The organism is Lysobacter sp. HDW10 (assembly GCF_011300685.1).
In the GTDB taxonomy this organism is placed as follows: Bacteria; Pseudomonadota; Gammaproteobacteria; order Xanthomonadales; family Xanthomonadaceae; genus Solilutibacter.
On record NZ_CP049864.1, the window covers coordinates 44,407 to 67,285 of the forward strand.

Below are 22,879 nucleotides of genomic sequence, written 5' to 3' on the forward strand. Positions count from 1 at the left end.
AATGCGGTTCATGGCTTGAGTGTGCCCTGCTTCATTCCGGTTTGACAAGTAGTTTCTGCATCAGTGACACAAAAATAGTTGGCAGCTTGTTCAAATCTGAAACAAGGACGTTTTCGTCAACTTTATGAATACTGGCATTGACCGGGCCAATTTCCACGCAGTGGGCACCCATGGGGGCAATAAATCGTGCGTCGGAGGTGCCACCCCCCGTGCTTTCTTCCGGCGGCTGGCCCGTGAAGGTCGTCAGCACCTCGCGGCAAGCAACGCGTAAAGGCCCTTCCGGCGTGTAGAACGGTGCGCCACTTTGATGCCAGTGAATGTCGAAACGCACTAGATGTGCGTTGAGAATCTTCTCGCACTCGGATTGAAGTTGCTCCGCTGTCCAGTTCGGGTTGTAGCGCAGATTGAACAACACATCCAACTGCCCCGGAATCACATTGTTTGCGCCATTGCCGGCATGTGTATCGGTGATTTGCAAACTGGTCGGCGGAAACGATTCGTAGCCGTCATCCCAGACTTTGGACGACAACGCCGCAAGTGCGGGCAATGCACGATGGACGGGGTTATCGGCTTTCTCAGGATAGGCGACATGACCTTGCACACCGTCGACGCGCAGCTTTGCCGACAATGAGCCGCGTCGGCCCACACGTAACAAGTCACCTAAGCTGTTCTTGGATGAAGGTTCGCCCGTGATGCAGTAGTCGATGCGCTGCCCACGTGCCTTAAACGTCTCAACGACTTTGCGAACGCCATTGATGGCCGCGCCCTCTTCATCGGAGGTGAGCAACAGGGCCACCGTGCCAGCGTGGTCCGGGTGCTCCGTAACAAATTGCCTCAGTGCCACGACGAATGCAGCCACACTGCCCTTCATATCTGCAGCACCGCGTCCATACAACACGCCGTCGCGAATGACGGGCTCAAACGGATCTGACGTCCAATCTTCTAGTGGCCCGGGGGGCACCACATCGGTATGCCCTAGAAATACCAGCACCGGCCCGTCACGCCCGTGCGTCGCCCACAAGTTATCGACGTCGCCGAAGCGCATGTGTTCACAGCTGAAGCCAGCGTCGCTCAATTGCGTCGCCAATAAGTGCTGGCAACCCAAATCGTCCGGTGTGATGGAAGGACGCGATATGAGCGCTTGCGTCAGTGCGAGGACGTCGGTCATTTCGAGATTCCAAACAAAGCTTTGAAGCCGTTATCAGTGAATCCTTGGTGCACAGTGCCATCGTCGGTTTCGACCAGCGGGCGTTTGACCAAAGCGGGATGTTCGCGGAGCAAAAGTTTCCATTCCGCGTCCGACCCAGGCGACTTCCGCGCATCCGGCAATTGCCGCCATGTGGTCGAAGACTTGTTTACCAACTTTTCCCAACCGCCCACGGCGGCTTGCCAGTGCACGAACTGATCGGGCGTAGGTCGTGTGTCTCGAACGTCCACAAACGTATACGGAATGTCGAACCGTTTCAGCCAGTTTTGTGCCTTACGGCAGCTGTCGCAATTTTTCAGTCCGTAGACAGTTGTCATTGGGCATGCCCGCGAAGCAAATCATTGATGCTGGTTTTGCTGCGTGTTTTCTCGTCCACTTGCTTCACGATGACCGCGCAATACAGTGAGTGAGAACCGTCGGCCGCTGGCAGCGAGCCCGACACAACGACGCTACCCGGCGGCACATAGCCATAGGTGATTTCACGCGTTTCGCGGTTGTAGATACGCGTCGATTGGCCAATGAACACGCCCATCCCGATCACACTATGGTGTCCGACAATCACGCCTTCAACAATTTCCGAACGTGCACCGATGAAGCAGTGGTCTTCGATAATCGTCGGCGAGGCTTGTAAAGGCTCGAGCACCCCACCGATGCCGGCACCGCCCGAGATATGGCAATGCTGACCAATCTGCGCGCATGAACCGACGGTCGCCCAGGTATCGACCATGGTGCCTTCGCCCACATGCGCACCGATATTGACAAAGCTCGGCGTCAATACGACGTCACGTCCCAAATAGGTGCCACGACGCACAACGGTGCCCGGCAACACGCGCACGCCCATGGCTCGGAAATCGGCTTCACTGAAGTCGGCAAAACGCATCGGAATCTTGTCGAAGAAAGGCGATGGTTGTGATTCGATCAGTTGCATGTCTTCCGTGCGGAAATACAGCAATACGGCTTTCTTCAACCACTCGTTGACGACCCACCCGGAATCACTTGGCGAAGCGACACGAAATTCACCGGACTCCAAGCCTTCGATAGCCTGCAAGACATCAGGACGCAATGCGGCCAGGCCTGCGGCGTCTAGATCTGCGCGCGCGTCCCAAGCGTGTTCAATGCGTGCTTTCAATGCGTTCAATGTGTTGCTCCTACAAGTATGGGTTCGAGTGCCGCCGTCAGTGTCGAAAGACGCGCCTCGGTGAGTGATTCGCCATTGTCCGGCGAAACGGTAAACATATCTTCAGCGCGTTCGCCGAAGGTGGCAATGCGTGCGTCGTGTACGCGCAATCCTTCCTTGCGCAGGAACGCCGCGACATCTGCCAATAAGCCCGCGCGGTCATTGCAGACAATGCTCAGCAAGTTGCGACCACCCGCCTGCTCAGAGACGGCAATTTGCGGTGTGATTTTGAACTGGCGCAAATGTCTGTGTGTGGTGCGACGTGCGGGACTCTCGTCCATCAAGGACGATTTTTCCAAGACTGTGCGCAACCGTCGCTCCACTTCACGCGGATCGACCACGCGTGTGGCATCGCGCGGCAAGCAATGAAACACGTCTAAGACCATGCCGTCGACAGCGTCCATCAGGCGCGCTTGCAACACTTCAAGACCTAAGCGATCCAAGGTCATCACGATTGCAGCGAACAAACCTCTGCGGTCGCGTGACCACACCATGATTTCCAATGCGCGACCCGCGTCGTCCACGGCGTGCGCCGCGGCGAGCATGTCTTTGGAGGATTCGATCGCCTGTGCCATCCATGCAATCTGCTCGGGACGATATCGAAGCAATGCATCGGCAGGCAGCCAATTGATCACCGGGATTGCGGCACTGCCATCACTGAGCAAGGCCACGGCCGCTTGGCGCGTTTCTTCAATGCGTTCTTCGCGCGCCAGCGGATCTTCCAAGCCGCGTCGCAACGCCAAACGTGTTGACACCTGCAAGTCCGCCAACAGACGGTCTTTCCATGCATTCCAGAGTTTCGGCGATGTGCCGGCAATGTCTGCGCAGGTCAACAGATAGAGATAGTCGAGACGCTCACGGTCGGCCACGAAATGCGCAAACCGCGTAATGACATCCGGATCAGAAATGTCTTGTTTTTGGGCCGTGACCGACATCAGCAAATGGTGTCGAACCAACCATTCCACCATGTCGACATCGGCAGGCTGCAGGTCATGCGCTGCGCAAAAATCTCGCGCATCTACCGCACCCAACTCGGCGTGATCGCCGCCCCGCCCCTTTGCAATGTCATGAAAGAGCGCAGCCAGCAAGAGCAACTCCGGCTTGCGCAACCGTGGCATGACGGTGTGCGCTTGCGAGAAACGCTCAGCGTCTTCGCCGGACTGGAACAAGGCCAAAGTACGCAACACCATCAAGGTGTGCTGATCAACCGTGTAGACATGAAACAGATCGAATTGCATGCGACCGGTGACATTCGCAAATGCTGGAATCCAACGTGCCAGCACACCGGTCTTTGCCATCTCGATCAGAATGCGAATCGCATCCGGCCCGCGCAGCAGCTGCATGAACTGCGCACGCATCCCTGCATCGGCATCCATCCATGCGGGGATACACGGTAAGGATTCAGCAAGCGCGCGCGCCGTGCGCGAATGTAATGCAGGAAGTTGCGCGGCCGTCGACCAAGTTTCAAACAGTCGGAAGATTTTTGAAGGGTCGCCTGCAGGCCACGCGGGGTCGTGTGCCGCTAGATAGCCATTCAACGCATCAAAATCGGCATCAATGGCCACCGGTGTTGATTCGCCTTGCAAATGTTCTTCAAAGCGTTGCAACAAGCGCTCAGAAATGCGTTGAATCAGGCCCGCGCTGCGATAGAAGCCCTGCATGACCTGCTCAACATCCGCATTAGATGCCGCTTCCACATGTAACAAACGCGCAGCCAAGGCGCGTTGATGATCGAAACGCAATCGTTCTTCACGTTTGCCTGCCACCAAGTGCAAACCGAAGCGAAGCTTCTGCAAGTTCGCCCCGGAACGCATCAAAGTTTCATGCTCATCGGCACCGAGTTGTCCGTGCGCCTGCAACGCCTCCAGACCCGGCTCGCCCAAAACACGCATGGCCATCCAACGCAGGGTTTGCATATCACGCAATCCGCCTGGGCCTTCCTTGATGTTGGGTTCTAGATTCTCTGATGTGTCATGGAAGCGCGCGTGGCGTGCGCGCAACTCTTCGCGTTTGGCGGCGAAGTAGCGTGCAGCTGACCACATGTGCCGTGGCGATGTGGCTGCGCGCAACGCTTCGAACCGCTCTCCATCGCCAGACAACACGCGCGCATCCATCATCGCCGTCAGCACAGTGATGTCTTCTTCGCAGGCGCGTGCCGCTTCGCCCACGGTGCGAACCGCATGCGAAATGGGAATGCGTGCATCCCACACCATGGCGACAAATCTTGAAATGGCGTCGGCATGCGCGCGACGTTCTGCCGACTCCACCAAGATCAGGAGATCGACATCAGACTGCGGATACACACTTGCTCGACCGTAACCACCGACCGCAATCAACGTAACGGGTGATCCCGGCAAGCACGCCTGCCAAGCCTCACACATCACTTGATCCATGAACGCCGCGCGTTCGCGATTCAGCTCGCGAACGGGTGCTTGTTCATCAAAGCGCTGCGCCAATGCAAGGTCGAAGGCAGCAAGTCGCTGCCGCGCGTGTTGCGACCAAGTCGAACCTTGAGAGGCTTCGTCGGCACTCACGGAGGCGGCGGTGAGCCCGCGGACAAGGTCAGCACATCGAAGCCGTCGTCGGTTACGGCGATCATGTGTTCCCATTGCGCAGACAAAGAACGGTCACGCGTGACGACCGTCCAACCATCCGGCAGAAGTTTCGTCCGGTAGCTGCCTTCGTTAACCATCGGTTCGATGGTGAAGGTCATGCCCTTCTTCAAGACCAAGCCTTCGCCGGCGGTGCCGTAATGCAAGACCTGCGGATCTTCGTGATAGATCTTGCCGATGCCATGACCACAGTACTCACGCACAACGCTAAAGCGTTGTGATTCAACAAACGATTGAATCGCTGCGCCGATGTCACCCAACGTGGCACCCGGGCGCACTTGGCGAATGCCGCGCCACATGGCTTCGTAGGTGGTTTCGGCCAAACGCTTTGCCATCACCGAGGGTGTGCCCGCGTAGTACATGCGACTGGTGTCGCCGTGCCAGCCGTCTTTGATGACGGTGACATCGATATTGACGATATCGCCCTCTTTCAGAATCTTCCCTTCATTCGGGATGCCATGACAGATGACGTTGTTGACCGAGGTGCAGAGGGTCTTCGGGAACCCGCGGTAGCCCACATTCGCCGGAACAGCCTTCTGAACGTTCACAATATGATCGTGGGCAATTCGGTCCAGTTCAGCGGTGCTGATGCCTGGGCGGACATGTTCAGACATCAAATCCAGTACTTCACTGGCCAAACGGCCCGCAATGCGCATGGATTCAATGTCTTCTTGGGTCTTAATCGAAATACTCATCCCAGTATTATCGCCGATGGCTGGCAGGCGCGGCAAAGGGTTTCCTGATATCATGACGCCCGCTACACCTGTGTAGTCGCCACGTCGGGCGACACCGACGAATACACACCAATCGGCAATCCCTGCTCCGGGGTGCCTGCCTAGTGCAGGTTCGGCAGCAGTGACGATTGGGAGGCCCAACCCCGGAACCTCGCACGCTCGCGTGCAGCTGCCCCACATTCCATGGCAGTGGTTCCTTATTTATGGAGTTACACGCAATGCCACAGATCACCATGCGCCAAATGCTTGAAGCAGGCGTTCACTTCGGTCACCAAACCCGTTACTGGAACCCGAAAATGGGTCCGTACATCTTCGGTGCCCGCGGCAAGATCCACATCATCAACCTCGAAAAGACCGTGCCGTTGTTCAACGACGCGATGAACTTCCTTTCGAAAGTTGCGCAAAAGCGCGGCACCGTCTTGTTTGTTGGCACCAAGCGCAGCGCGCGCGACGCCATCAAGGAAGAAGCTGAACGTTGCGGCATGCCGTTCATGACCCAACGCTGGTTGGGCGGCACCTTGACCAACTTTGCAACGGTCAAGAAGTCGGTTGCACGTTTGAAAGAACTCGAAGCCGGTGAAAGCGACGGCACGTTCGAAAAGCTCGTCAAGCACGAAGTGCTCGGCCTGCGTCGCGAACGCGACAAGCTGGAAGCATCGCTCGGCGGTATCAAAGACATGAACCGTCTGCCCGACGCTTTGTTTGTCATCGATATCGGTCACGAAGACATCGCCATCAAGGAAGCCAAGACCCTCGGCATCCCGGTGATCGCTGTTGTCGATACCAACTACGATCCGGCTTTGGTCGACTACGCCATCCCGGGCAACGACGACGCCATCCGCGCTGTGCAGTTGTACGCACGCGCTGCTGCTGACGCCGTGCTGGAAGGCAAGGCTGCTTCGCCAAACGCTGCTTCGGTCAGCGAAGACGAATTCGCAGACGCCAAGCCGGCCCGTGGCCGCAAGCCGGCTGCCAAGGCTGCCGCTGCTGAAGCTGCACCCGAAGCCGCGCCGGAAGCCGCAGCAGAAGCCGCTGGCGAATCTGACGTCGCCGCCGCCGAATAATCGGCACGCACGACCCGGGCGCCGGTCACGGCGCCCGACCCTTTCATGTCACTGCGCTAAGGCGGTGACGGCACTACATTCAAGGAAACCGTAATGGCTGATATTTCCGCATCCATGGTCAAAGAACTTCGCGAGCGCACTGGCGCCGGCATGATGGAATGCAAGAAGGCTTTGACTGAAAACAATGGCGACATCGACGCATCGGCAGATTGGTTGCGTAAGACCGGTCTCGCCAAGGCTGACAAAAAGGCCGACCGCGTTGCTGCCGAAGGCCGTATCTCGATGGCCACCGCACCGGGCAAAGCTGCATTGGTCGAAGTGAACTCTGAAACCGACTTCGTCGCGAAAGACGCCAACTTCACCGGCTTTGCTGATCAAGTGGCACAAGCCGCATTGAATGCCGCTGACATCGACGCGTTGAAGAACGAGAAGATCGGCGACGAAACCGTTGAAGTGACCCGCGCTGCTGTTGTCGCCAAGGTCGGCGAAAACGTGCAAGTGCGTCGTATGGCACGCATCGAAAGCGCGAACACCATCGGCGCATACGTGCACGGTGGCCGTATCGGCGTGTTGGTTGAATTGAAGGGTGGCACCGAAGAATTGGCACGCGGTATCGCCATGCACATCGCTGCCATGAACCCGCCCTACATCTCGCCTGCACACGTGCCGGCTGAATTCGTTGAGCGCGAAAAAGAAATCGCTTTGGCCCAAGTGAAAGATTCCGGCAAGCCGGCTGAAATCCTTGAAAAGATGATTTCGGGCAAGGTCGACAAGACCGTCAAGGAAATCACCCTCACCGGTCAGCCCTACGTGCTGAACAACGAGCAAACCGTTGAAGCCGCCCTCAAGGCTGCAGGCGCGGAAGTGCTGAAGTTCGAACGCTTGGCTGTTGGCGAAGGCATCGAAAAAGTGAAGGAAGACTACGCAGCTGAAGTCGCCAAGGCGATGCAAGTCTGAAACACGTCTGACCTTTGCGCATTAAGAACCCGCCGCGAGGCGGGTTTTTTTATGCCCGACATGATTGTTGTTGAACTGACGCACTGCGTCACATTTTTCTGCGATGCGTGCGTAAGTGTCATCGGATGATTAAGAGACTTTTGATGCGTGTTAATCGCCCTGATTAATGCGCCTACACCTTTAAAAGGCCCTATGTTTTAAGCGCTTTCGTGATGTTGGCACGGATTTTGCTTTAACCCATGGCATTCACTCACTCTCTAGGAATTCACCATGATCATTCGCACTGCACTTGTCGCCGCACTCGTTTCTGTTCTCGCCGCACCGGCCATGGCCGATACCAAAACTGCAACCTTTGACGTCAAGTTGAACGTCAAGAAGGCCTGCAGCATTTCGGCGAGCGACCTCGACTTCGGCTCGCACGATTTCAGCGAATCCGCCAATATTGATGCCACCTCCACGATCACCGTGAAGTGCACCAAAGGCACCTCGTATACCGTGGGCTTGAACGCCGGTTCCACATCGGGCAACACGGATACGGCACGCAAAATGGCAGGCATCACTTCCGGCAACACGGATACGGTCGCCTACGCCTTGTACAGCAACAGTGGTCGCACGACCAATTGGGGCGCAACGGTCGGCATGCCCACTGCTGCAACCGGCAACAACAACAACCAAACCCTGACCGTGTACGGCCGCGTACTGCCAGGCGCCTTAAACGTTCAAGCCGACGACTACAAAGACACCATCACGGCAACCATTACATACTGATGCCATGAAACTCGGCCTTCTCTTCAAATCGTGTGTCTTGGCGATTGGCCTGTGCTTGACGATGCCGGTTTCGGCATCGTCATTGCAAGTGTCACCGACCGGTTTGGATATGCGTGCCAACCAGACGTCCGACGCGCTGACGTTGACGAATACGGGCAGTGCGCCGGTTCGGGCGCAGGTTCAAGTGTTCCTTTGGCGGCAAGTCGATGGCAAAGATGTCTTGGAACCCACGCGCGACATCGTTGCAACGCCCGCGATGCTCAATATTGCACCCGGCGCCAAGCAATTGGTGCGCGTCGTGCGCCTCACGCCACCGTCAGACAACGAAGGGACATACCGCGTGATTGTCAGCGAACTTCCGGCGGCCACACCTCAGGGGTCCAAGGCCGGTCTGACGTTTCTGCTGAAGTATTCATTGCCGGTGTTCATTGCACCGGTTTCGCAAGCAAATGCCATACAACCGAAATTAACTGCACGCGCGCACGACGCTGTGTTGGAAGTGGCCAACACAGGACGCCAACACGCACGACTGTCACAAGTGTGGTGGGTCGGCCCCGGCAATCAACGCCGCGAATTAAACCCGGGATTGCTGGGTTATGTGCTGCCTGGCGAAACCATGCGCTGGCCGATTCCTGCGGCAATGGCCACAGGGAATGGGCATTTCGAAGCCGTAATCAACGATGACCATGACGCAACCGCGCTCCCGCCATCGTCTTCGCCCTGACCTGCTCGCATTTGCGGTTGCTTGTTGCCTCAGTGTTTCAGCTTTCGCAGGCGACGGCGTCTCTGCGCTCTCGCCTTCGACTGACATCAGTGAAGCCGCAGACGAACTGTATTTGCAGGTAACGGTTAACGAACAGTTGCGTCCGTCTGTCTATCGCTTTGTTTTGCGTGATGGGCATTTGTTCGCAAGTCCGGCAACATTGCTAGAGCTTGGGCTTCAAGTCCAAGCGACCGAATCAAATGAACGCCTGTTGCCCGTGGAACGCGATGGCATTCGCGTCTTCTATGACAGCGCCGCACAGACGGTTGCTTTGAGCGCACCTGTTTCTGCGTTAAGCGCGGACACCACACGATTGAATGCACCACCCATCTCGCCGCCTGTCTCCGATGCGCCCTGGGGCGGTCTGTTGAACTACGATCTCGATGCATTCAGAGGCAACGGCGTATCGAACATTGTTGTGGCGCCCGCACTGCGATTGTTCGGCCCCGGCAACTTCACGTTCGAAACAAACGGCGTGCTGCAAACCACGGATGTCGGCGGAAAATGGAACTCACGCGCCATTCGTCTAGACACGCGTTTGCGCTGGACGTCCGCCGACAAAGCACTTGAAGTCATCTTGGGTGACTTGGTGACAAATAGCCCGGAATGGGCACGACAAACGCGCATGGCGGGCATCCGCTTCGGAACCAACTACCCGTCGTTGCAACCCTACCGAGTGCTTTCACCCGGACCTATTTTCAGCGGTGAAAGCGCTGTGCCCACGAGTGTCGAGTTGTATGTCAACGGCATCAAACAATTCGAAGGTGAATCACCACCGGGTCGATTTGTGGTTTCCGGACTTCCGTCAATGGAAGGCTTGGGAAACGCGCGATTGGTTCTCACAGATGCCTATGGTCGTGCGCGCGAAGTGGACATTCCGTTTTATGGCACGCGTCGGTTGCTCGCGCGCGGGCTCAATGACTGGTCGGTCTCCGTGGGGCGCGTTCGTCTCGGCTATGGCGCAGACTCCAATCGCTATGACGCGCCAGTGGCACTCGATGCAAGTTGGCGCCGCGGCATCTCCGAAAGATTCACCGGTGAAGTCCACGCAGAAGTGCGACGTGACTTGCAACTCGGGGGTGCCGGTGGTGCATTTCTTATTGGCAAGGCCGGTGTCGTGCATGCAGCTTGGAGTGACAGCCGATCGCGCGGATTGAAAGGCAGTCAGACGCGATGGGGTTATCAATGGTCGAATGGTGTTTTGAGCGCCGCATTCGACAGCCAACGCACGCATGGCGACTATCGCGATCTTGCGGCCGTTTCAAGCGGTTTTCTACCGGCGCAACGTTCTGAGAGTGCGAACGTGGGGCTGAACAGCGCCCTGCTCGGTAGCTTCAACCTCACCTATGCCAATTTGCAATATCCGAAACAAGCCCGAAACAGAATTGCCGGCGCCTATTGGAGTCGTGCAATCGGGCGTGGCTGGTTCGCGCATGCCGGCATCCAGAGAGATTTGGACAACTCGGCGCAGAACAGCTTCCAATTCGGCATTTCCGCCACACTCGGCGACGACTACCAATCGAGTGCATCGATGCGGCACACAAATGCCACCGATATGTATGAAGCAAACGTCATGAAGCAGGCGCGCGCCAATGGCGACATCGGCTGGCGCATTCAAGCGCGACAAGACACGCCGAGCGGGTACTCAGGGCTTGCCGAAGCGACTTGGCTCACGCGCGCGGCGGAGCTAACGGCCGGCGTTGCACACGGCACTGACGGAAGTGGCAATCAATACCGCATGGCTGCGCGAGGCAGCGTGTTGTGGATGGGTCGGAGCCTCTTCGCATCGCGCGAAGTGGTCAGTGGATTTGCACTGGTCGACACCGGTATCGCAGGCGTTCCTGTGAGCTTGGAGAATCGACCTTACGGTGTGACCAACGCCTCAGGCCAATTGATTGTGACGCCTGTATTTCCGTTCCAAAATAATCGGATCTCCATTGACCCGACGGCCTTGCCCGCAAATATCCGCGTTCCTCGTAAAGACTTGGACGCGGTACCGGGCGCGAGCGGCGCCGCCAAAGTGACGTTCGACTTGCAACCGGTACACGCTGCCGTCGTGGTTTTAGTCGACACCTCAGGTACGGTTGTGCCGATGGGCAGCAGTGTTCGTCGCATCGGTACCGACAGCGTGCAGGAAGACACGATAGTGGGCTACGACGGCGAGGTCTATCTCGAGGGGCTTGCCAAAACAAACACGCTTGAAGTGACGATTCAATCAGCGAAGTGCATTGCCGAATTCACTTACGATGAGAAAGCCACTGGCATACCAAGAATTGAACCGGTGCAATGCGTGGTGGAGACGAAATGAAATTTCGCACAAGCTTCTTTCTGTTGATCGTGCTTGCGCTGTCGATGTATTCGATGCGCGCGCACGCCGCCACGACCTGCAGCGCGTCTGCCCCGAATATTGTGCTGACGGGATACAACGGAACGGCCGTTGTATCCGGAAACACAAGCATCACGGTCACTTGCTCGACCACGGGCGCACTCACATTAGGGGGTAACGTCCATGTCGCCGTGTGTCTTTACATCGACGGCGTGCCCCGGCAACTAGTCAATGGCATCAACACGCTGAACTACGATTTGTATACCTCGGCCAATGTGCCCTGGCAGGCTTATTCGGCGTCACCGCCTACTCAACAGCGGACTACCCTGTCTTACAACATTCCCTTTCTGGGGAGCTCAGGCTCGGGCAGTGCCAGTCCCGTGTTGGTCACCGCACGCATTCCCATTCAAACGGGTGCCGTTTCGGGGACGTACGCGCATGCGCTGAGTGGTAACGCCACCCGCATCGAATTTCGCTATGACGAACCCGACTTCTTTGGCGGCTCGACGCCACCGACCGACTGCAAAAGCGGCGGCACCGCCGGCAGCACGACGCCGACCTTTCCGTTCACAACGACTGCGCAAGTCACGACACACTGCAAAATCAATACGGCGAGCGATCTCAACTTCGGCGACGTCGAAGGCTTCATGACCGCGCCCGTGAACCAAACTTCGCAAATCAGTTTGGAATGTGTGGGCGGCACTGCTTGGAAGTTGGGGCTGAACAACGGTAGCAATGCGAGCGGCACCCAGCGAAGAATGAAAGATGCCGCAGGGAACTTCGTGCTGTACGAGCTCTATCGCGAATCTTCGCGCAGCACACGCTGGGGAAATACCTTGAATGCGGACACCGTCAGTGGCACCGGAACCGGGACGACTCAGCTCGCGACGGTCTACGGGCAGGTCCCCGTGCAGACCGCAACCCCTGGCAATTACAGCGACACCATTACCGTCACGATTACCTATTAATCGTGCCGCCTGTGATGCCGCGGTTCCCCGTCCGTTAGAATGTGCGCATCTTCTATCGACAGGTGTCCCATGTCTGAACTCGTCTATCGCCGCGTTTTGTTGAAACTTTCCGGCGAGGCGTTGATGGGGGACGAAGACTACGGCATCGACCCCAAGATTTTGGGTCGCATCGCAACTGAAGTCATCGAAGCGCGCGCAGCCGGTGCGGAAATTGCCTTGGTGATTGGCGGTGGCAATATTTTCCGCGGCGCAGGCCTTGCTGCAGCGGGCATGGATCGTGTCACGGGTGACCAGATGGGCATGTTGGCCACGGTGATCAACGCCTTGGCCATGCAAGATGCATTGGAAAAGCTCGGTGCCAAATGCCGCGTGATGAGCGCAATCAAGATCAACGATGTTTGCGAAGACTACATCCGTCGTCGTGCAGTGCGTCATTTGGAGAAAGGTCGCATCTGCATTTTCGCCGCAGGCGTGGGTAGCCCCTTCTTCACCACCGATTCGGGTGCGGCCTTGCGCGCCATTGAAATCGGTGCAGATTTGTTGCTGAAGGCCACCAAGGTGGACGGCATTTACGACAAAGACCCGAACAAGCATGCGGATGCCGTGCGATTTGATGACCTCACCTACGCGGAAGTCTTGCAACGCAACCTTCAGGTGATGGATACAGCGGCGTTTGCCTTGGCACGCGACAGTGCCCTGCCGATGCGCGTCTTCGACATGTATCAGCCGGGTGTGATTGCGCGAATCCTTCAAGGTGAACCGGTGGGAACGCTCGTTCACGCCTAAAGCCCCGCCAAAGGCCGCTTAAAACACGGCAGGCATCGCATCCGCTCTATAATGGCCGGTCAGATTCGCGGAGCATCGACCATGTTGAATGAAATCAAGAAAGACGCGCAGTCGCGCATGCAGAAAAGCATTGAAGCGCTTCGCACCACCTTGAGCAAAGTGCGCACAGGGCGCGCCACCACGGCCTTGGTCGACCATTTGAAAGTGAATTACTACGGCTCGGACATGCCCCTGACCCAAGTGGCGAGCGTCACCGTCAGCGATGCCCGCTCCTTGACCATTACGCCTTGGGAAAAGCCCATGGTGGCCGCGATCGAAAAAGCGATCTTGGGTTCAGACCTCGGCCTCACGCCGAACACGGCCGGCACCACGATCCGAATCAATATTCCGGCATTGACTGAAGAACGTCGCAAGGACCTGACCAAGGTCGTGCATAGCGAAGGCGAAGACGCAAAAGTCGCGGTCCGCAATATTCGCCGTGATGCGAACCAGCAAATCAAAGATTTGTTGAAAGAAAAGGCGATCACCGAAGACGATGAACGCCGCACCGAAGACGAAATCCAAAAAATCACCGATAAGGCGATCAAGGACATCGACGAGGTGATCAAAGAGAAAGAAGTTGAATTAATGGCTGTTTGACGCACCTGCGTCCGTCCGGCACATGTCCGATACAAAGCCGATGCCCCGCCACTTAGCCGTCATCATGGACGGCAATGGCCGTTGGGCGCAGCAACGTCGGCGCCCCCGCATCATTGGTCATCGGGCCGGTGCACGGGCTGTGCGCAACACCATTGATTTCTGCCTGCAGCAAGGTGTCGAAGTCCTCACTTTGTATGCGTTCTCAAGCGAAAACTGGCGTCGTCCGGAAGAAGAAGTCAGCGGCTTGATGCGCATCTTCTTGAATGTGCTCGACACCGAAGTCTCCGAGCTGGCGCGGCGTGGCGTTCGTATCCGCTTCATCGGCGATCGTGAAGCCTTCAGCGACGCCCTTCGCAGCAAGATGCAGCACACCGAGACCCTGTCTGGAGCCAATGCAAAGCTCACCTTGGTGATTGCTGCAAGCTACGGCGGCCAACAAGACATTGCGCATGCCGCGCGCGTTTTGGCGCAGCAAGTGGCGGACGGGCAATTGGCCGCACAAGACATCACCGCAGCAAAATTAGCTGAACACGTGGCCCTGTCGGATCTGCCCGAGGTCGACCTGTGTATTCGTACCGGTGGCGATTTACGCATCAGCAACTTCTTGTTGTGGCAAATTGCATATTCCGAACTTTGGTTCACCCCGGTGCTTTGGCCGGATGTGGATGAAAAGCTTTTGTCCCAAGCCTTCAACGACTACGCGCAAAGGCAGCGTCGTTTTGGCATGACGGGCGAACAAATCGACGCCGGCGCAGGAGCGGCACTCAACCCATGACCCGAACACGCGTAATTTCGGCCTTAGTGATGGCACCTGCCGCCATCGCCGCCATCTTGTTGCTCCCCACTCAGTGGATGTCTGTGCTTGCCGCCGTGGTCTTCTTGGGTGCGCTTTGGGAATGGCTCAAGCTGTCAGACGTCGATGATACTTTGGCGCGAAGCATTCTGATTGCACTGAATCTGTTGCTTCTGGTGGTTTTGGTGTGGGGTTCGCATTCCGAGCAAGGCGGCACCACCGCCCTCCTCCAGCTGATGACCATGATTGGCGTCGTGTGGTGGTGCTTCAGTGCTGTTTGGATGCGCTATCCGAGTTTTGGCTCGCACCACGAAAGCTGGGCACGCGTTTTCAAATTGTTTGCCGCAAGCCTCGCGGTGTTGCCCGCGTGGTGTGCTTTGATGCTGCTACACAGCGGCGCAGAAGATGTCGTCAAGCTGGGTTTGTGGCATCTCCCATCCGGGCATTGGTGGCTGCTTACAGCCTTGGCCACCGTTTGGATGGCCGATTCAGGCGCCTACTTTGCCGGCAAGCGCTTTGGCAAACGCAAGATGAGCCCGCGCATCAGCCCGAATAAAACCGTCGAGGGTTTGATCGGCGGCATTGTGATGGGCGTGATCACCTGCATGGTGTTTTCGCTCGCCACAGGCATTTCCGCTGCGTCGTTGCCGATGGTCGCTTTGATTGGCTTCATCACCGTAGTGGCCGCGGTCATTGGTGACTTGTTTGAAAGCATGTTGAAGCGTCACGCAGGTGCCAAAGACTCTAGCGATCTCATTCCGGGCCATGGCGGCATCTTGGATCGCGTAGATAGCGTCTTGGCGGCACTCCCTGTGTTCGCACTCTCAAAACTCTTGCTCGGGTTGTGACCACACACACGCCACAGCGCATTGCTTTATTCGGTGCCACAGGGTCCATTGGCACTTCTGCGTTAGACGTCATTGCGCGACACCCTGAGCGGTTCAGCGTAGACACCCTGGCAGCGGGGTCAAACGTCACTGCGTTATTGAAGCTGTGTGAACGTTTCAAACCGCAGGTGGCCGTGATCGCGGATGAAAAACAATTTGCATCACTCAAACAGGGCCTGCAAGACTTAGGGCTGTCGACGCGTGCAGAAGCTGGCGATGCCGCACTGCGCGCGCGCGCTGCCGCATCTGAGGTCGATACCGTCATTGCAGCCATCGTGGGTGCTGCGGGTTTGACCTCTACGTTGGCCGCTGCGCGCGCGGGCAAGCGTTTGTTGCTCGCCAACAAAGAATCTTTGGTGTTGGCCGGCGAGTTGCTGATGCAAGCCGCGCAGGCATCGGGCGCCACCTTGGTGCCGGTCGACAGTGAACACAACGCCATCTTTCAATGCATGCCCGCCGACGGTGAAACACGCACCGTCAAGCGCATTATTTTGACGGCTTCCGGTGGTCCGTTTCGTGGGCGTACGCGTGCCGCACTTTCAGACATCACACCGGCGCAAGCCATTGCGCATCCCAACTGGTCGATGGGTGCAAAAATTTCGGTTGATTCCGCCACCTTGATGAACAAGGGTTTGGAAGTGATCGAAGCGCATCATTTGTTTGCGATGCCTGCCTCGCGCATCGCCGTTGTGGTGCATCCGCAAAGCATTGTGCATTCCATGGTCGAGTACGAAGACGGTTCGACACTCGCGCAATTGGGTAGACCTGATATGCGCACCACGCTCGCGGTCGGTCTCGCGTGGCCAGACAGAGTGAATTCGGGCGTAGAAGGTCTGGATTGGACGCAGCACAACAAACTCGAATTTGAAGCGCCGGATCTTGAAACCTTTCCCGCGCTTCAATTGGCTTTCGATGCCATGGCAGCAGGTGGCACGGCGCCGGCCATGCTCAATGCATTGAACGAAATTGCAGTTTCAGCCTTTCTTCAGGCGCAATGCAGTTTCCTAGGCATACCCGCGCTGGTTGCTGCGGGTCTGGATGCCCTCGAATCCGGCCCGGCGACTTCACTGGATGCGTTGCTCGCTGCTGATCAGCGTGCTCGTGCGTTTGGCGCGGAATACCTGCGCAAACATTGACTCTTCGCATCCAGGAATCGCAGTAACGCATGAGTACATTTTTCGGATCTCTCCTTTGGCTTGTCGTCACGCTTGGCGTGCTGGTGACATTGCACGAGCTTGGACATTTCTGGATGGCGCGTGCGTTCGGCATCAAGGTGAATCGTTTTTCTTGGGGCTTTGGTAAACCGTTGTGGACGCGTCGCGGAAAGGACGGTGTCGAATACGCCATCGCCGGCATTCCCCTCGGCGGCTACGTCGCCATTCTCGAAGACCCGGATAACACCTTGGTTGAGCCGATGCGTTCGCAAGCGCTCACCCATAAGCCGAAGTGGCAACGCGCCTGCGTATTCGCAGCCGGCCCCTTAATGAACTTGCTGCTATGCGTGCTCTTTCTATGGGTCATGTTGGTGGTCGGTCGTCCCGACTACACACCCGTTGTGGGTGACGTGCGCGGCTTGGCCGCCGAGCAAGGGTTCAAGCCAGGTGACACGCTGCTCTCGATTGATGGCGATGCGGTGCCCACATGGAACGACGCATTGATGCCCATCCTGCGTCACGGTGTGGCACGTGATCGCGTGCCGGTCGAAGTGCGCACGGCCGATGGCACCGTGACGCAAAGACAGATGGATTTCAGCGCACTGCCCGCAGGGACCTCCGACGCGGATGTGTTTGCGGCAACAGGCCTGTTGCCCAAGCATTGGCTGATTCCCCCCGTGGTGGGCGAAGTGCAGGCAGGCACGCCTGCCGCGAACGTTTTCAAGCGTGGCGATCAGATCACGTCGATCGACGGCAAGGCCATTCGGGGTTACCCGGAGATTGGCACGGCGATTCGTGCGGCCGCCCCAGAACATACGTTTGAAATCAATTTCGTACGCGATGGCCAGCCGTTGACTGCGCGCTTAAAGGCGCAGGTCTCCGGATCTAGCCACATCATCGGCATTGGCCCGGCGTCCACGGAAAGCCCCCCCTTCGATACTGTTTACGCATTGAGCCCGCTCGCCGCAGTGCCCGCTGCTCTGAAGGAAACCGTTCAGTTAGGGCGGGATACGGTCACCCTGGTGATGCGCTTATTCAGCACTTCGAGCGCACGTGAAGGGGTTTCAGGCCCAATCACCATCGCGCGCGTCGCCAATGAATCGGCCAGTCAGGGGCTTGCCTGGTTCTTGCGTTTCCTTGCGTTAATGTCTTTGAGTCTTGCAGTCATTAACCTTATGCCTGTCCCATTCTTGGATGGCGGGCACCTGCTGTACTTGGCAATTGAAGCTGTTCGTGGCCGTCCGCTGGAACCAAATGCGATGATGGTGGGTCAATTGCTAGGTGCAACCTTAATCGTGTGCCTTATGGGGCTCGCGTTCTACAATGACATCTTAGGCCTGCTACGGTAGCCGGTCAGAAATAACGGAAATCATGATGACGAGACGTCCAACTCGCCGCCTCATTGCGCTTGCTCTTGCAGCAGCGCTCTCGGTCCCCGCCTTTGCACAAGAAATCGAGCCTTTCCAGGTCAGCGATGTTCGCGTGGACGGTCTACAACGCATTTCCGCAGGCACGGTCTTCACCTACCTGCCGATTGAACGGGGTGACACCGTCAATCAATCCAATGCTGGCGACGCAATTCGTGCACTGTACAAGACCGGCTTCTTTGAAGACGTGCGTCTCAGTCGTGAAGGCAACATTCTCGTCGTCAATGTCGTTGAACGTCCTGCGATCAACAAGATCGAAATGAAGGGCAACAAGGACATCAAAGAAGACGACCTTCGAAAAGGCCTGAAAGAAATCGGTCTGGAAGAAGGCGACACCTTTGATCGCATGAGCTTGGACCGCGTGACGCAAGAATTGACGCGTCAATACAACAACCGCGGCAAGTACAACGTTGAAATCAATCCGGTGGTCACCCAACTGGATCGCAATCGCGTTAACGTTGCCATCAATGTGAAGGAAGGCAAGGCCGCCAAGATCCGTCACATCAACGTGATCGGTAACGAGTTGTTTACCGATAAAGAATTGATGGACAACTGGGAATCGCATCCCACAGGTTGGCTATCTTGGTACAAGCGCGACGATCAGTATTCAAAAGAACGCTTGTCTGGCGATCTTGAGAAACTTCAGTCCTACTACCTCGACCGCGGCTACATTGACGCGGATGTGACACCTGACAACACGCAGGTCACCATTAGCCCGAACAAGCGTGATCTCTACATCACCGCGGGTTTGACCGAAGGTGAACAGTACAAGGTGTCCACCGTGACCGTCTCCGGTGACACGGTACTGCCGCATGAAGACATCGAAAAACAAGTGCAATTGTTTGTGGCACCCGACAAGGTGTTCTCTCGCCGTGGTTTGGAAGCCGCTAACGAATCTGTTGCTGCTGCGCTAAGCAATATTGGCTACGCGTTTGCTTCGGTGAACCCGGTACCGAATGTCGATCGCGAAAAACGTACCGTCTCACTGGATTTCCAAGTGAACCCGGGCCCGCGCGTCAACGTTCGCCGTATCGTATTCGATGGCAACACCCGCACTGCAGACAACGTCTTGCGCCGCGAAATGCGTCAAATGGAAGGCAGCTGGTACTCGCAAGCCGCGATCGACCGCTCCAAGATCCGCTTGCAACAATTGGGCTTTTTTGAAGAAGTCAAAATCGAATCGAAACCTGTGCCGGGCACGCAAGACCAAGTGGATCTCGCTGTCAGCGTAAAGGAAACGAACTCAGGCACGATGAACTTCGGTGTCGGCTATTCGCAGTTGGGTGGCATCCAATTGAATGGTTCGATCTCTGAACGCAATTTCATGGGTTCGGGCAATCAGCTGTCCATGGCGTTGGCGCGTAGCAGCTACCAGAAGCAGGCATCGTTCCAGTTCTTGAATCCGTACTTCAGTAAGAACGGCATGTCGCTCGGTTACAACATCTACTGGAGTGAGTTCGATTACTCGAACTACAACACCGCGCAATACAACACCAGTGAAGGTGCCGCCAACGTCACGCTCGGTATCCCGCTGACAGAGTGGGACTCCATCAGCTGGTCTGTAGGCTATAGCCGCAAGCAAGTGTCGATCTTCCGCGGTTCGACGCCGCAATCGATTGTTGATTACATCGATGCTGTGGGCACACGTACGTTTAATGCGTGGCGCACATCGGTATCGTTTGCGCGCGACACGCGTGACAACTACCTGCAGCCGACACGCGGTACCTATCAACGCTTGGGTCTTGAAGTCACTTTGCCGAACTCGACCGTGAGCTATTACATGCTCGACTATCAATTGTCGAAGTTCTTCCCATTGAGCGACAAGTTCGTCTTGAACACGGTCGCCAATGTGGGCTATGGCAACTCGTATGGTAAGACTTATACGCGTACCCTCTCGGATGGCCGGGTGGTCACCGCGAAAGGCATGCCGTTCTATGAAAACTTCTACGCAGGCGGTGTCTCGCAAGCAGGCCGCGTGCGTGGTTTCGTCGACAACACCTTGGGCCCGACCGACGCCAGCAGCTGGGGTTACAACCAACCGATCGGCGGTTCGATCAAGACCATCGGTTCACTCGAGTTGTTCTTCCCCAAACTGATCGACTCGCCTGCAGCGCGCGTTTCAGCCTTCCTCGACTTCGGTAACGTGTTTGCCGATCGTTCGTCGATCAAGGCCAGCGAACTGCGTGCCTCAGCGGGTGTCGCGATGATGTGGCGTTCGCCGATGGGGCCCATTTCCATCAGCTATGCCATCCCCGTGCGTAAATTCCCGGGCGACCGCATCGAACGCTTACAATTCTCCTTTGCAGGACAGTTCTAACGGAGACGTGCATGCCGGCGACACGCAGCACCGACGCCGGCTATACGCTGGAAGACATCGCCCAACGGCTTGACCTCACCCTTCGGGGTGATGGTCGTGCGCGTATTACCGGTGTCGCTACTTTGGCCAATGCCGGCGCGACCGACATCGCGTTCCTCGCCAATCCGCTCTATCGCAACCAAGTGCCAGAAAGTTTGGCCGCCGCCGTGATTGTGCGTGCAGACGATGCTGAGCTCGTCACCCAAGCCGCGCTCATTGCGAAAGACCCTTACAGCGCGTTTGCAAAAGTTTCTGCGCTATTTGATGAAGAAGCGGACATGCCCGCGGGTATTCATCCCAGCGCCGTCGTCGATCCTTCTGCGCATATCGATGCGAGCGCACATGTCGGTCCACACTGCGTCATCGGCGCAAGAAGTGTTGTGATGCCAGGCGCGCGCATCGGCCCGGGCTGCGTCGTGGGTGACGATTGCATCGTTGGCGAAAACAGTACCTTGGTGGCACGTGTGACCTTGGTGATGCGCGTTCGAATTGGCAGCCGTGTGCGCATCCATCCGGGCGCCGTGATTGGCGCCGACGGTTTCGGCTTGGCGCAAGACGTGAGTGCCACTGGCGAACGCCATTGGATCAAAGTGCCGCAACGCGGGGGTGTCGTGATTGGAGACGATTGCGAAATCGGTGCCAACACCACGATTGATCGCGGCGCGCTGGACGACACCCAATTGGGCCGCGATGTGCGGCTCGATAATCAAATTCAAATCGGCCACAACGTCGTCGTCGGTGATCACACCGCGATGGCAGGCTGTGTGGCCGTCGCAGGCAGTACGCGCATTGGAAAGTACTGCCTGATCGGGGGTGCGGCTGGTATCGTAGGACATCTGGATATCTGCGATGGCGTCGTTATCACCGCGATGAGTTTGGTCACGCATTCGATTGATGCGCCGGGCCAATATTCATCGGGGACACCCTTGATGGAGAGTCGCAGTTGGCGCAGGAGTGCCACCCGTTTTAAACAGCTCGATGAACTGGCGCGAAGGATCGCCCGGCTCGCGAAGGAGTCGATGTGACCGCTTCAATGGAACTACCGCTTGACGTTGTACGTATCAGGGAACTTTTGCCGCACCGCTACCCATTTTTGTTCCTTGACCGTGTTGTCGAGTTCGAAGCGGGCAAGCGCATTGTGTGTATCAAGAACGTCACTGCAAACGAGCCTTATTTCGAAGGTCACTTCCCGAGCCAACCGGTGATGCCCGGCGTGCTCTTGATTGAAGCGATGGCGCAGGCCGGTGGTGTTTTGAGCCACCTTAGTCGTGAAACTACGTATAACAACGGCTTGTCGTACTTGGTCAAAGTTGACGGTGCGCGTTTCTCGCGCATGGTGGGTCCGGGTGATCGCGTTGAACTTGAGGTCACCATCAAACGCGCCATTCGCAACATGGTGTTGTACGAAGGCGTGGCCCGCGTCGATGGCCAAGAAGTCGCCGCGGCCGAAATTCTCTGTGCAGAGGCCAAGTAAAGCATGTCGAATCTGATCCACCCCACCGCTTCGATCGATCCCGGCGCACGTTTGGGTAAAGACGTACGCGTGGGCGCCTTCACCTTGATCGGCCCTGAGGTCGAGATCGGTGATGGCACACAGATCGGTTCGCACTGCAGTCTTCAAGGCCCGACGACGATCGGCAAGCACAATCTCATTCACGCACATGTGGCGATTGGTGGCGATCCGCAGGACAAGAAGTTTGAGGGTGAACGCACCACGCTTGTGATCGGCGATGGCAACACCTTCCGTGAGTTCTGCACGGTGAATCGTGGAACGGGCCAAGGGGGCGGCGAAACGCGCATTGGCGACGGCAATTGGTTCTTGGCCTATGTGCACATCGCGCATGACTGTCGCGTGGGCAATCAATGTGTGCTGTCAAACAATGCGACCCTCGCGGGACACGTCACCGTGGAAGACCACGTCATCTTGAGTGGCTTTGTGGGCGTGCATCAGTTCTGCCGCATCGGCGCACATGCATTTGTCGGCATGGGCGCATTCGTCAATGGTGACGTTCCGCCATTTGTGATGGTTGCGCAAAGTGATTACAGCCGACCGCGCGGCATCAATTCGGAAGGCATGAAGCGCCGCGGCTTCAGCAGCGAACGCATTGCCATGGTGAAGCGCGCCTATCGCGCGCTATATATGGGCGATGCCAAGTTGGACGAAGCGAAACTCGAAATCGCCGAGATTGCGTCAAGCAGCGAAGACGTACGTGCATTCTTGGACTTTATTGAACGCGGCGAGCGGCCGCTTCTGCGCTGAC

Annotated in this window: 20 protein-coding genes and 1 pseudogene; 16 read left to right on the forward strand and 5 right to left on the reverse strand. The window is 57.0% G+C overall.

What is annotated here, in order from left to right; translation table 11 throughout:
* Nucleotides 1–31 precede the first annotated feature (31 nt).
* The 5 genes and pseudogenes from dapE to map form a co-directional block, all read right to left on the reverse strand.
* Nucleotides 32–1,168: a succinyl-diaminopimelate desuccinylase gene (gene dapE / locus G7069_RS00225; protein ID WP_166293260.1), complete on the reverse strand. Its 1,137-nt coding sequence runs from the start codon at nucleotides 1,166–1,168 to the stop codon at nucleotides 32–34.
* On the reverse strand, nucleotides 1,165–1,524 hold the full coding sequence (locus G7069_RS00230) for a Spx/MgsR family RNA polymerase-binding regulatory protein (protein ID WP_166293261.1): 360 nt from the start codon (nucleotides 1,522–1,524) through the stop codon (nucleotides 1,165–1,167). Before G7069_RS00230 ends, dapE begins: the two co-directional genes overlap by 4 nt.
* Nucleotides 1,521–2,342: pseudogene (gene dapD, locus G7069_RS00235) on the reverse strand (2,3,4,5-tetrahydropyridine-2,6-dicarboxylate N-succinyltransferase); the annotation flags it as partial. The pseudogene dapD and the gene G7069_RS00230, both read right to left, overlap by 4 nt.
* A complete protein-coding gene (glnD, locus tag G7069_RS00240; RefSeq protein ID WP_166293263.1) occupies nucleotides 2,342–4,918 on the reverse strand; it encodes a [protein-PII] uridylyltransferase in 2,577 nt (858 codons plus the stop codon). The gene glnD and the pseudogene dapD, both read right to left, overlap by 1 nt.
* On the reverse strand, nucleotides 4,915–5,691 hold the full coding sequence (gene map, locus G7069_RS00245; protein WP_166293264.1) for a type I methionyl aminopeptidase: 777 nt from the start codon (nucleotides 5,689–5,691) through the stop codon (nucleotides 4,915–4,917). Before map ends, glnD begins: the two co-directional genes overlap by 4 nt.
* 257 nt (nucleotides 5,692–5,948) lie before the next feature.
* Between map and rpsB the strand changes: the two genes are divergently transcribed.
* The 16 genes from rpsB (at nucleotide 5,949) to lpxA (ending at nucleotide 22,878) form a co-directional block, all read left to right on the forward strand.
* Nucleotides 5,949–6,794 (forward strand): 30S ribosomal protein S2, encoded by an 846-nt coding sequence (gene rpsB / locus G7069_RS00250; protein ID WP_166293265.1) that lies wholly within the window; start codon nucleotides 5,949–5,951, stop codon nucleotides 6,792–6,794.
* Nucleotides 6,795–6,887: 93 nt separating this feature from the next.
* On the forward strand, nucleotides 6,888–7,751 hold the full coding sequence (gene tsf, locus G7069_RS00255) for a translation elongation factor Ts (protein WP_166293266.1): 864 nt from the start codon (nucleotides 6,888–6,890) through the stop codon (nucleotides 7,749–7,751).
* Between the two features lie 270 nt (nucleotides 7,752–8,021).
* The gene (locus G7069_RS00260; protein WP_166293267.1) at nucleotides 8,022–8,519 is read left to right on the forward strand and encodes a spore coat U domain-containing protein; all 498 of its coding nucleotides are present in this window, start codon (nucleotides 8,022–8,024) and stop codon (nucleotides 8,517–8,519) included.
* A 4-nt stretch (nucleotides 8,520–8,523) separates the two neighbouring features.
* The gene (locus G7069_RS00265) at nucleotides 8,524–9,243 is read left to right on the forward strand and encodes a molecular chaperone (RefSeq protein WP_166293268.1); all 720 of its coding nucleotides are present in this window, start codon (nucleotides 8,524–8,526) and stop codon (nucleotides 9,241–9,243) included.
* Complete coding sequence (locus G7069_RS00270) at nucleotides 9,200–11,590, forward strand: fimbria/pilus outer membrane usher protein (RefSeq protein ID WP_205758726.1); 2,391 nt, start codon at nucleotides 9,200–9,202, stop codon at nucleotides 11,588–11,590. The genes G7069_RS00265 and G7069_RS00270 overlap by 44 nt, the downstream gene beginning before the upstream one ends.
* A complete protein-coding gene (locus G7069_RS00275; RefSeq protein ID WP_166293270.1) occupies nucleotides 11,587–12,576 on the forward strand; it encodes a spore coat protein U domain-containing protein in 990 nt (329 codons plus the stop codon). The genes G7069_RS00270 and G7069_RS00275 overlap by 4 nt, the downstream gene beginning before the upstream one ends.
* Nucleotides 12,577–12,645: 69 nt before the next feature.
* The gene (pyrH, locus tag G7069_RS00280) at nucleotides 12,646–13,362 is read left to right on the forward strand and encodes a UMP kinase (protein WP_166293271.1); all 717 of its coding nucleotides are present in this window, start codon (nucleotides 12,646–12,648) and stop codon (nucleotides 13,360–13,362) included.
* Nucleotides 13,363–13,443: 81 nt separating this feature from the next.
* Complete coding sequence (gene frr, locus G7069_RS00285) at nucleotides 13,444–14,001, forward strand: ribosome recycling factor (protein WP_166293272.1); 558 nt, start codon at nucleotides 13,444–13,446, stop codon at nucleotides 13,999–14,001.
* A 40-nt stretch (nucleotides 14,002–14,041) separates the two neighbouring features.
* On the forward strand, nucleotides 14,042–14,776 hold the full coding sequence (gene uppS / locus G7069_RS00290; RefSeq protein ID WP_166297366.1) for a polyprenyl diphosphate synthase: 735 nt from the start codon (nucleotides 14,042–14,044) through the stop codon (nucleotides 14,774–14,776).
* A complete protein-coding gene (locus G7069_RS00295; protein ID WP_166293273.1) occupies nucleotides 14,773–15,642 on the forward strand; it encodes a phosphatidate cytidylyltransferase in 870 nt (289 codons plus the stop codon). Before uppS ends, G7069_RS00295 begins: the two co-directional genes overlap by 4 nt.
* Entirely contained in the window at nucleotides 15,639–16,817 is a 1,179-nt protein-coding gene (locus G7069_RS00300; RefSeq protein WP_166293274.1) for a 1-deoxy-D-xylulose-5-phosphate reductoisomerase, read from the forward strand. The genes G7069_RS00295 and G7069_RS00300 overlap by 4 nt, the downstream gene beginning before the upstream one ends.
* A 29-nt stretch (nucleotides 16,818–16,846) precedes the next feature.
* The gene (rseP, locus tag G7069_RS00305; protein WP_166293275.1) at nucleotides 16,847–18,184 is read left to right on the forward strand and encodes an RIP metalloprotease RseP; all 1,338 of its coding nucleotides are present in this window, start codon (nucleotides 16,847–16,849) and stop codon (nucleotides 18,182–18,184) included.
* Between the two features lie 25 nt (nucleotides 18,185–18,209).
* On the forward strand, nucleotides 18,210–20,579 hold the full coding sequence (gene bamA, locus G7069_RS00310) for an outer membrane protein assembly factor BamA (RefSeq protein WP_166293276.1): 2,370 nt from the start codon (nucleotides 18,210–18,212) through the stop codon (nucleotides 20,577–20,579).
* Nucleotides 20,580–20,590: 11 nt separating this feature from the next.
* Nucleotides 20,591–21,643, forward strand: coding sequence for a UDP-3-O-(3-hydroxymyristoyl)glucosamine N-acyltransferase (gene lpxD / locus G7069_RS00315; RefSeq protein ID WP_166293277.1), 1,053 nt, complete (start codon nucleotides 20,591–20,593; stop codon nucleotides 21,641–21,643).
* Between the two features lie 8 nt (nucleotides 21,644–21,651).
* Complete coding sequence (gene fabZ / locus G7069_RS00320; protein ID WP_205758759.1) at nucleotides 21,652–22,092, forward strand: 3-hydroxyacyl-ACP dehydratase FabZ; 441 nt, start codon at nucleotides 21,652–21,654, stop codon at nucleotides 22,090–22,092.
* A gap of 3 nt (nucleotides 22,093–22,095) precedes the next feature.
* Nucleotides 22,096–22,878: an acyl-ACP--UDP-N-acetylglucosamine O-acyltransferase gene (gene lpxA / locus G7069_RS00325; protein ID WP_166293279.1), complete on the forward strand. Its 783-nt coding sequence runs from the start codon at nucleotides 22,096–22,098 to the stop codon at nucleotides 22,876–22,878.
* Nucleotide 22,879: the final 1 nt, after the last annotated feature.

Excerpts from the sequence above, each read along its gene's own strand:
- frr (WP_166293272.1), top strand. The coding sequence starts at position 13,444 with ATGTTGAATGAAATCAAGAAAGACGCGCAGTCGCGCATGCAGAAAAGC.
- bamA (WP_166293276.1), top strand. The coding sequence starts at position 18,210 with ATGACGAGACGTCCAACTCGCCGCCTCATTGCGCTTGCTCTTGCAGCA.
- pyrH (WP_166293271.1), top strand. The coding sequence starts at position 12,646 with ATGTCTGAACTCGTCTATCGCCGCGTTTTGTTGAAACTTTCCGGCGAG.
- lpxD (WP_166293277.1), top strand. The coding sequence starts at position 20,591 with ATGCCGGCGACACGCAGCACCGACGCCGGCTATACGCTGGAAGACATC.
- map (WP_166293264.1), bottom strand. The coding sequence starts at position 5,691 with ATGAGTATTTCGATTAAGACCCAAGAAGACATTGAATCCATGCGCATT.
- rpsB (WP_166293265.1), top strand. The coding sequence starts at position 5,949 with ATGCCACAGATCACCATGCGCCAAATGCTTGAAGCAGGCGTTCACTTC.
- tsf (WP_166293266.1), top strand. The coding sequence starts at position 6,888 with ATGGCTGATATTTCCGCATCCATGGTCAAAGAACTTCGCGAGCGCACT.
- fabZ (WP_205758759.1), top strand. The coding sequence starts at position 21,652 with ATGGAACTACCGCTTGACGTTGTACGTATCAGGGAACTTTTGCCGCAC.
- G7069_RS00275 (WP_166293270.1), top strand. The coding sequence starts at position 11,587 with ATGAAATTTCGCACAAGCTTCTTTCTGTTGATCGTGCTTGCGCTGTCG.
- G7069_RS00270 (WP_205758726.1), top strand. The coding sequence starts at position 9,200 with ATGACCATGACGCAACCGCGCTCCCGCCATCGTCTTCGCCCTGACCTG.
- G7069_RS00295 (WP_166293273.1), top strand. The coding sequence starts at position 14,773 with ATGACCCGAACACGCGTAATTTCGGCCTTAGTGATGGCACCTGCCGCC.
- lpxA (WP_166293279.1), top strand. The coding sequence starts at position 22,096 with ATGTCGAATCTGATCCACCCCACCGCTTCGATCGATCCCGGCGCACGT.
- uppS (WP_166297366.1), top strand. The coding sequence starts at position 14,042 with ATGCCCCGCCACTTAGCCGTCATCATGGACGGCAATGGCCGTTGGGCG.
- rseP (WP_166293275.1), top strand. The coding sequence starts at position 16,847 with ATGAGTACATTTTTCGGATCTCTCCTTTGGCTTGTCGTCACGCTTGGC.
- G7069_RS00260 (WP_166293267.1), top strand. The coding sequence starts at position 8,022 with ATGATCATTCGCACTGCACTTGTCGCCGCACTCGTTTCTGTTCTCGCC.
- dapE (WP_166293260.1), bottom strand. The coding sequence starts at position 1,168 with ATGACCGACGTCCTCGCACTGACGCAAGCGCTCATATCGCGTCCTTCC.
- G7069_RS00230 (WP_166293261.1), bottom strand. The coding sequence starts at position 1,524 with ATGACAACTGTCTACGGACTGAAAAATTGCGACAGCTGCCGTAAGGCA.
- G7069_RS00265 (WP_166293268.1), top strand. The coding sequence starts at position 8,524 with ATGAAACTCGGCCTTCTCTTCAAATCGTGTGTCTTGGCGATTGGCCTG.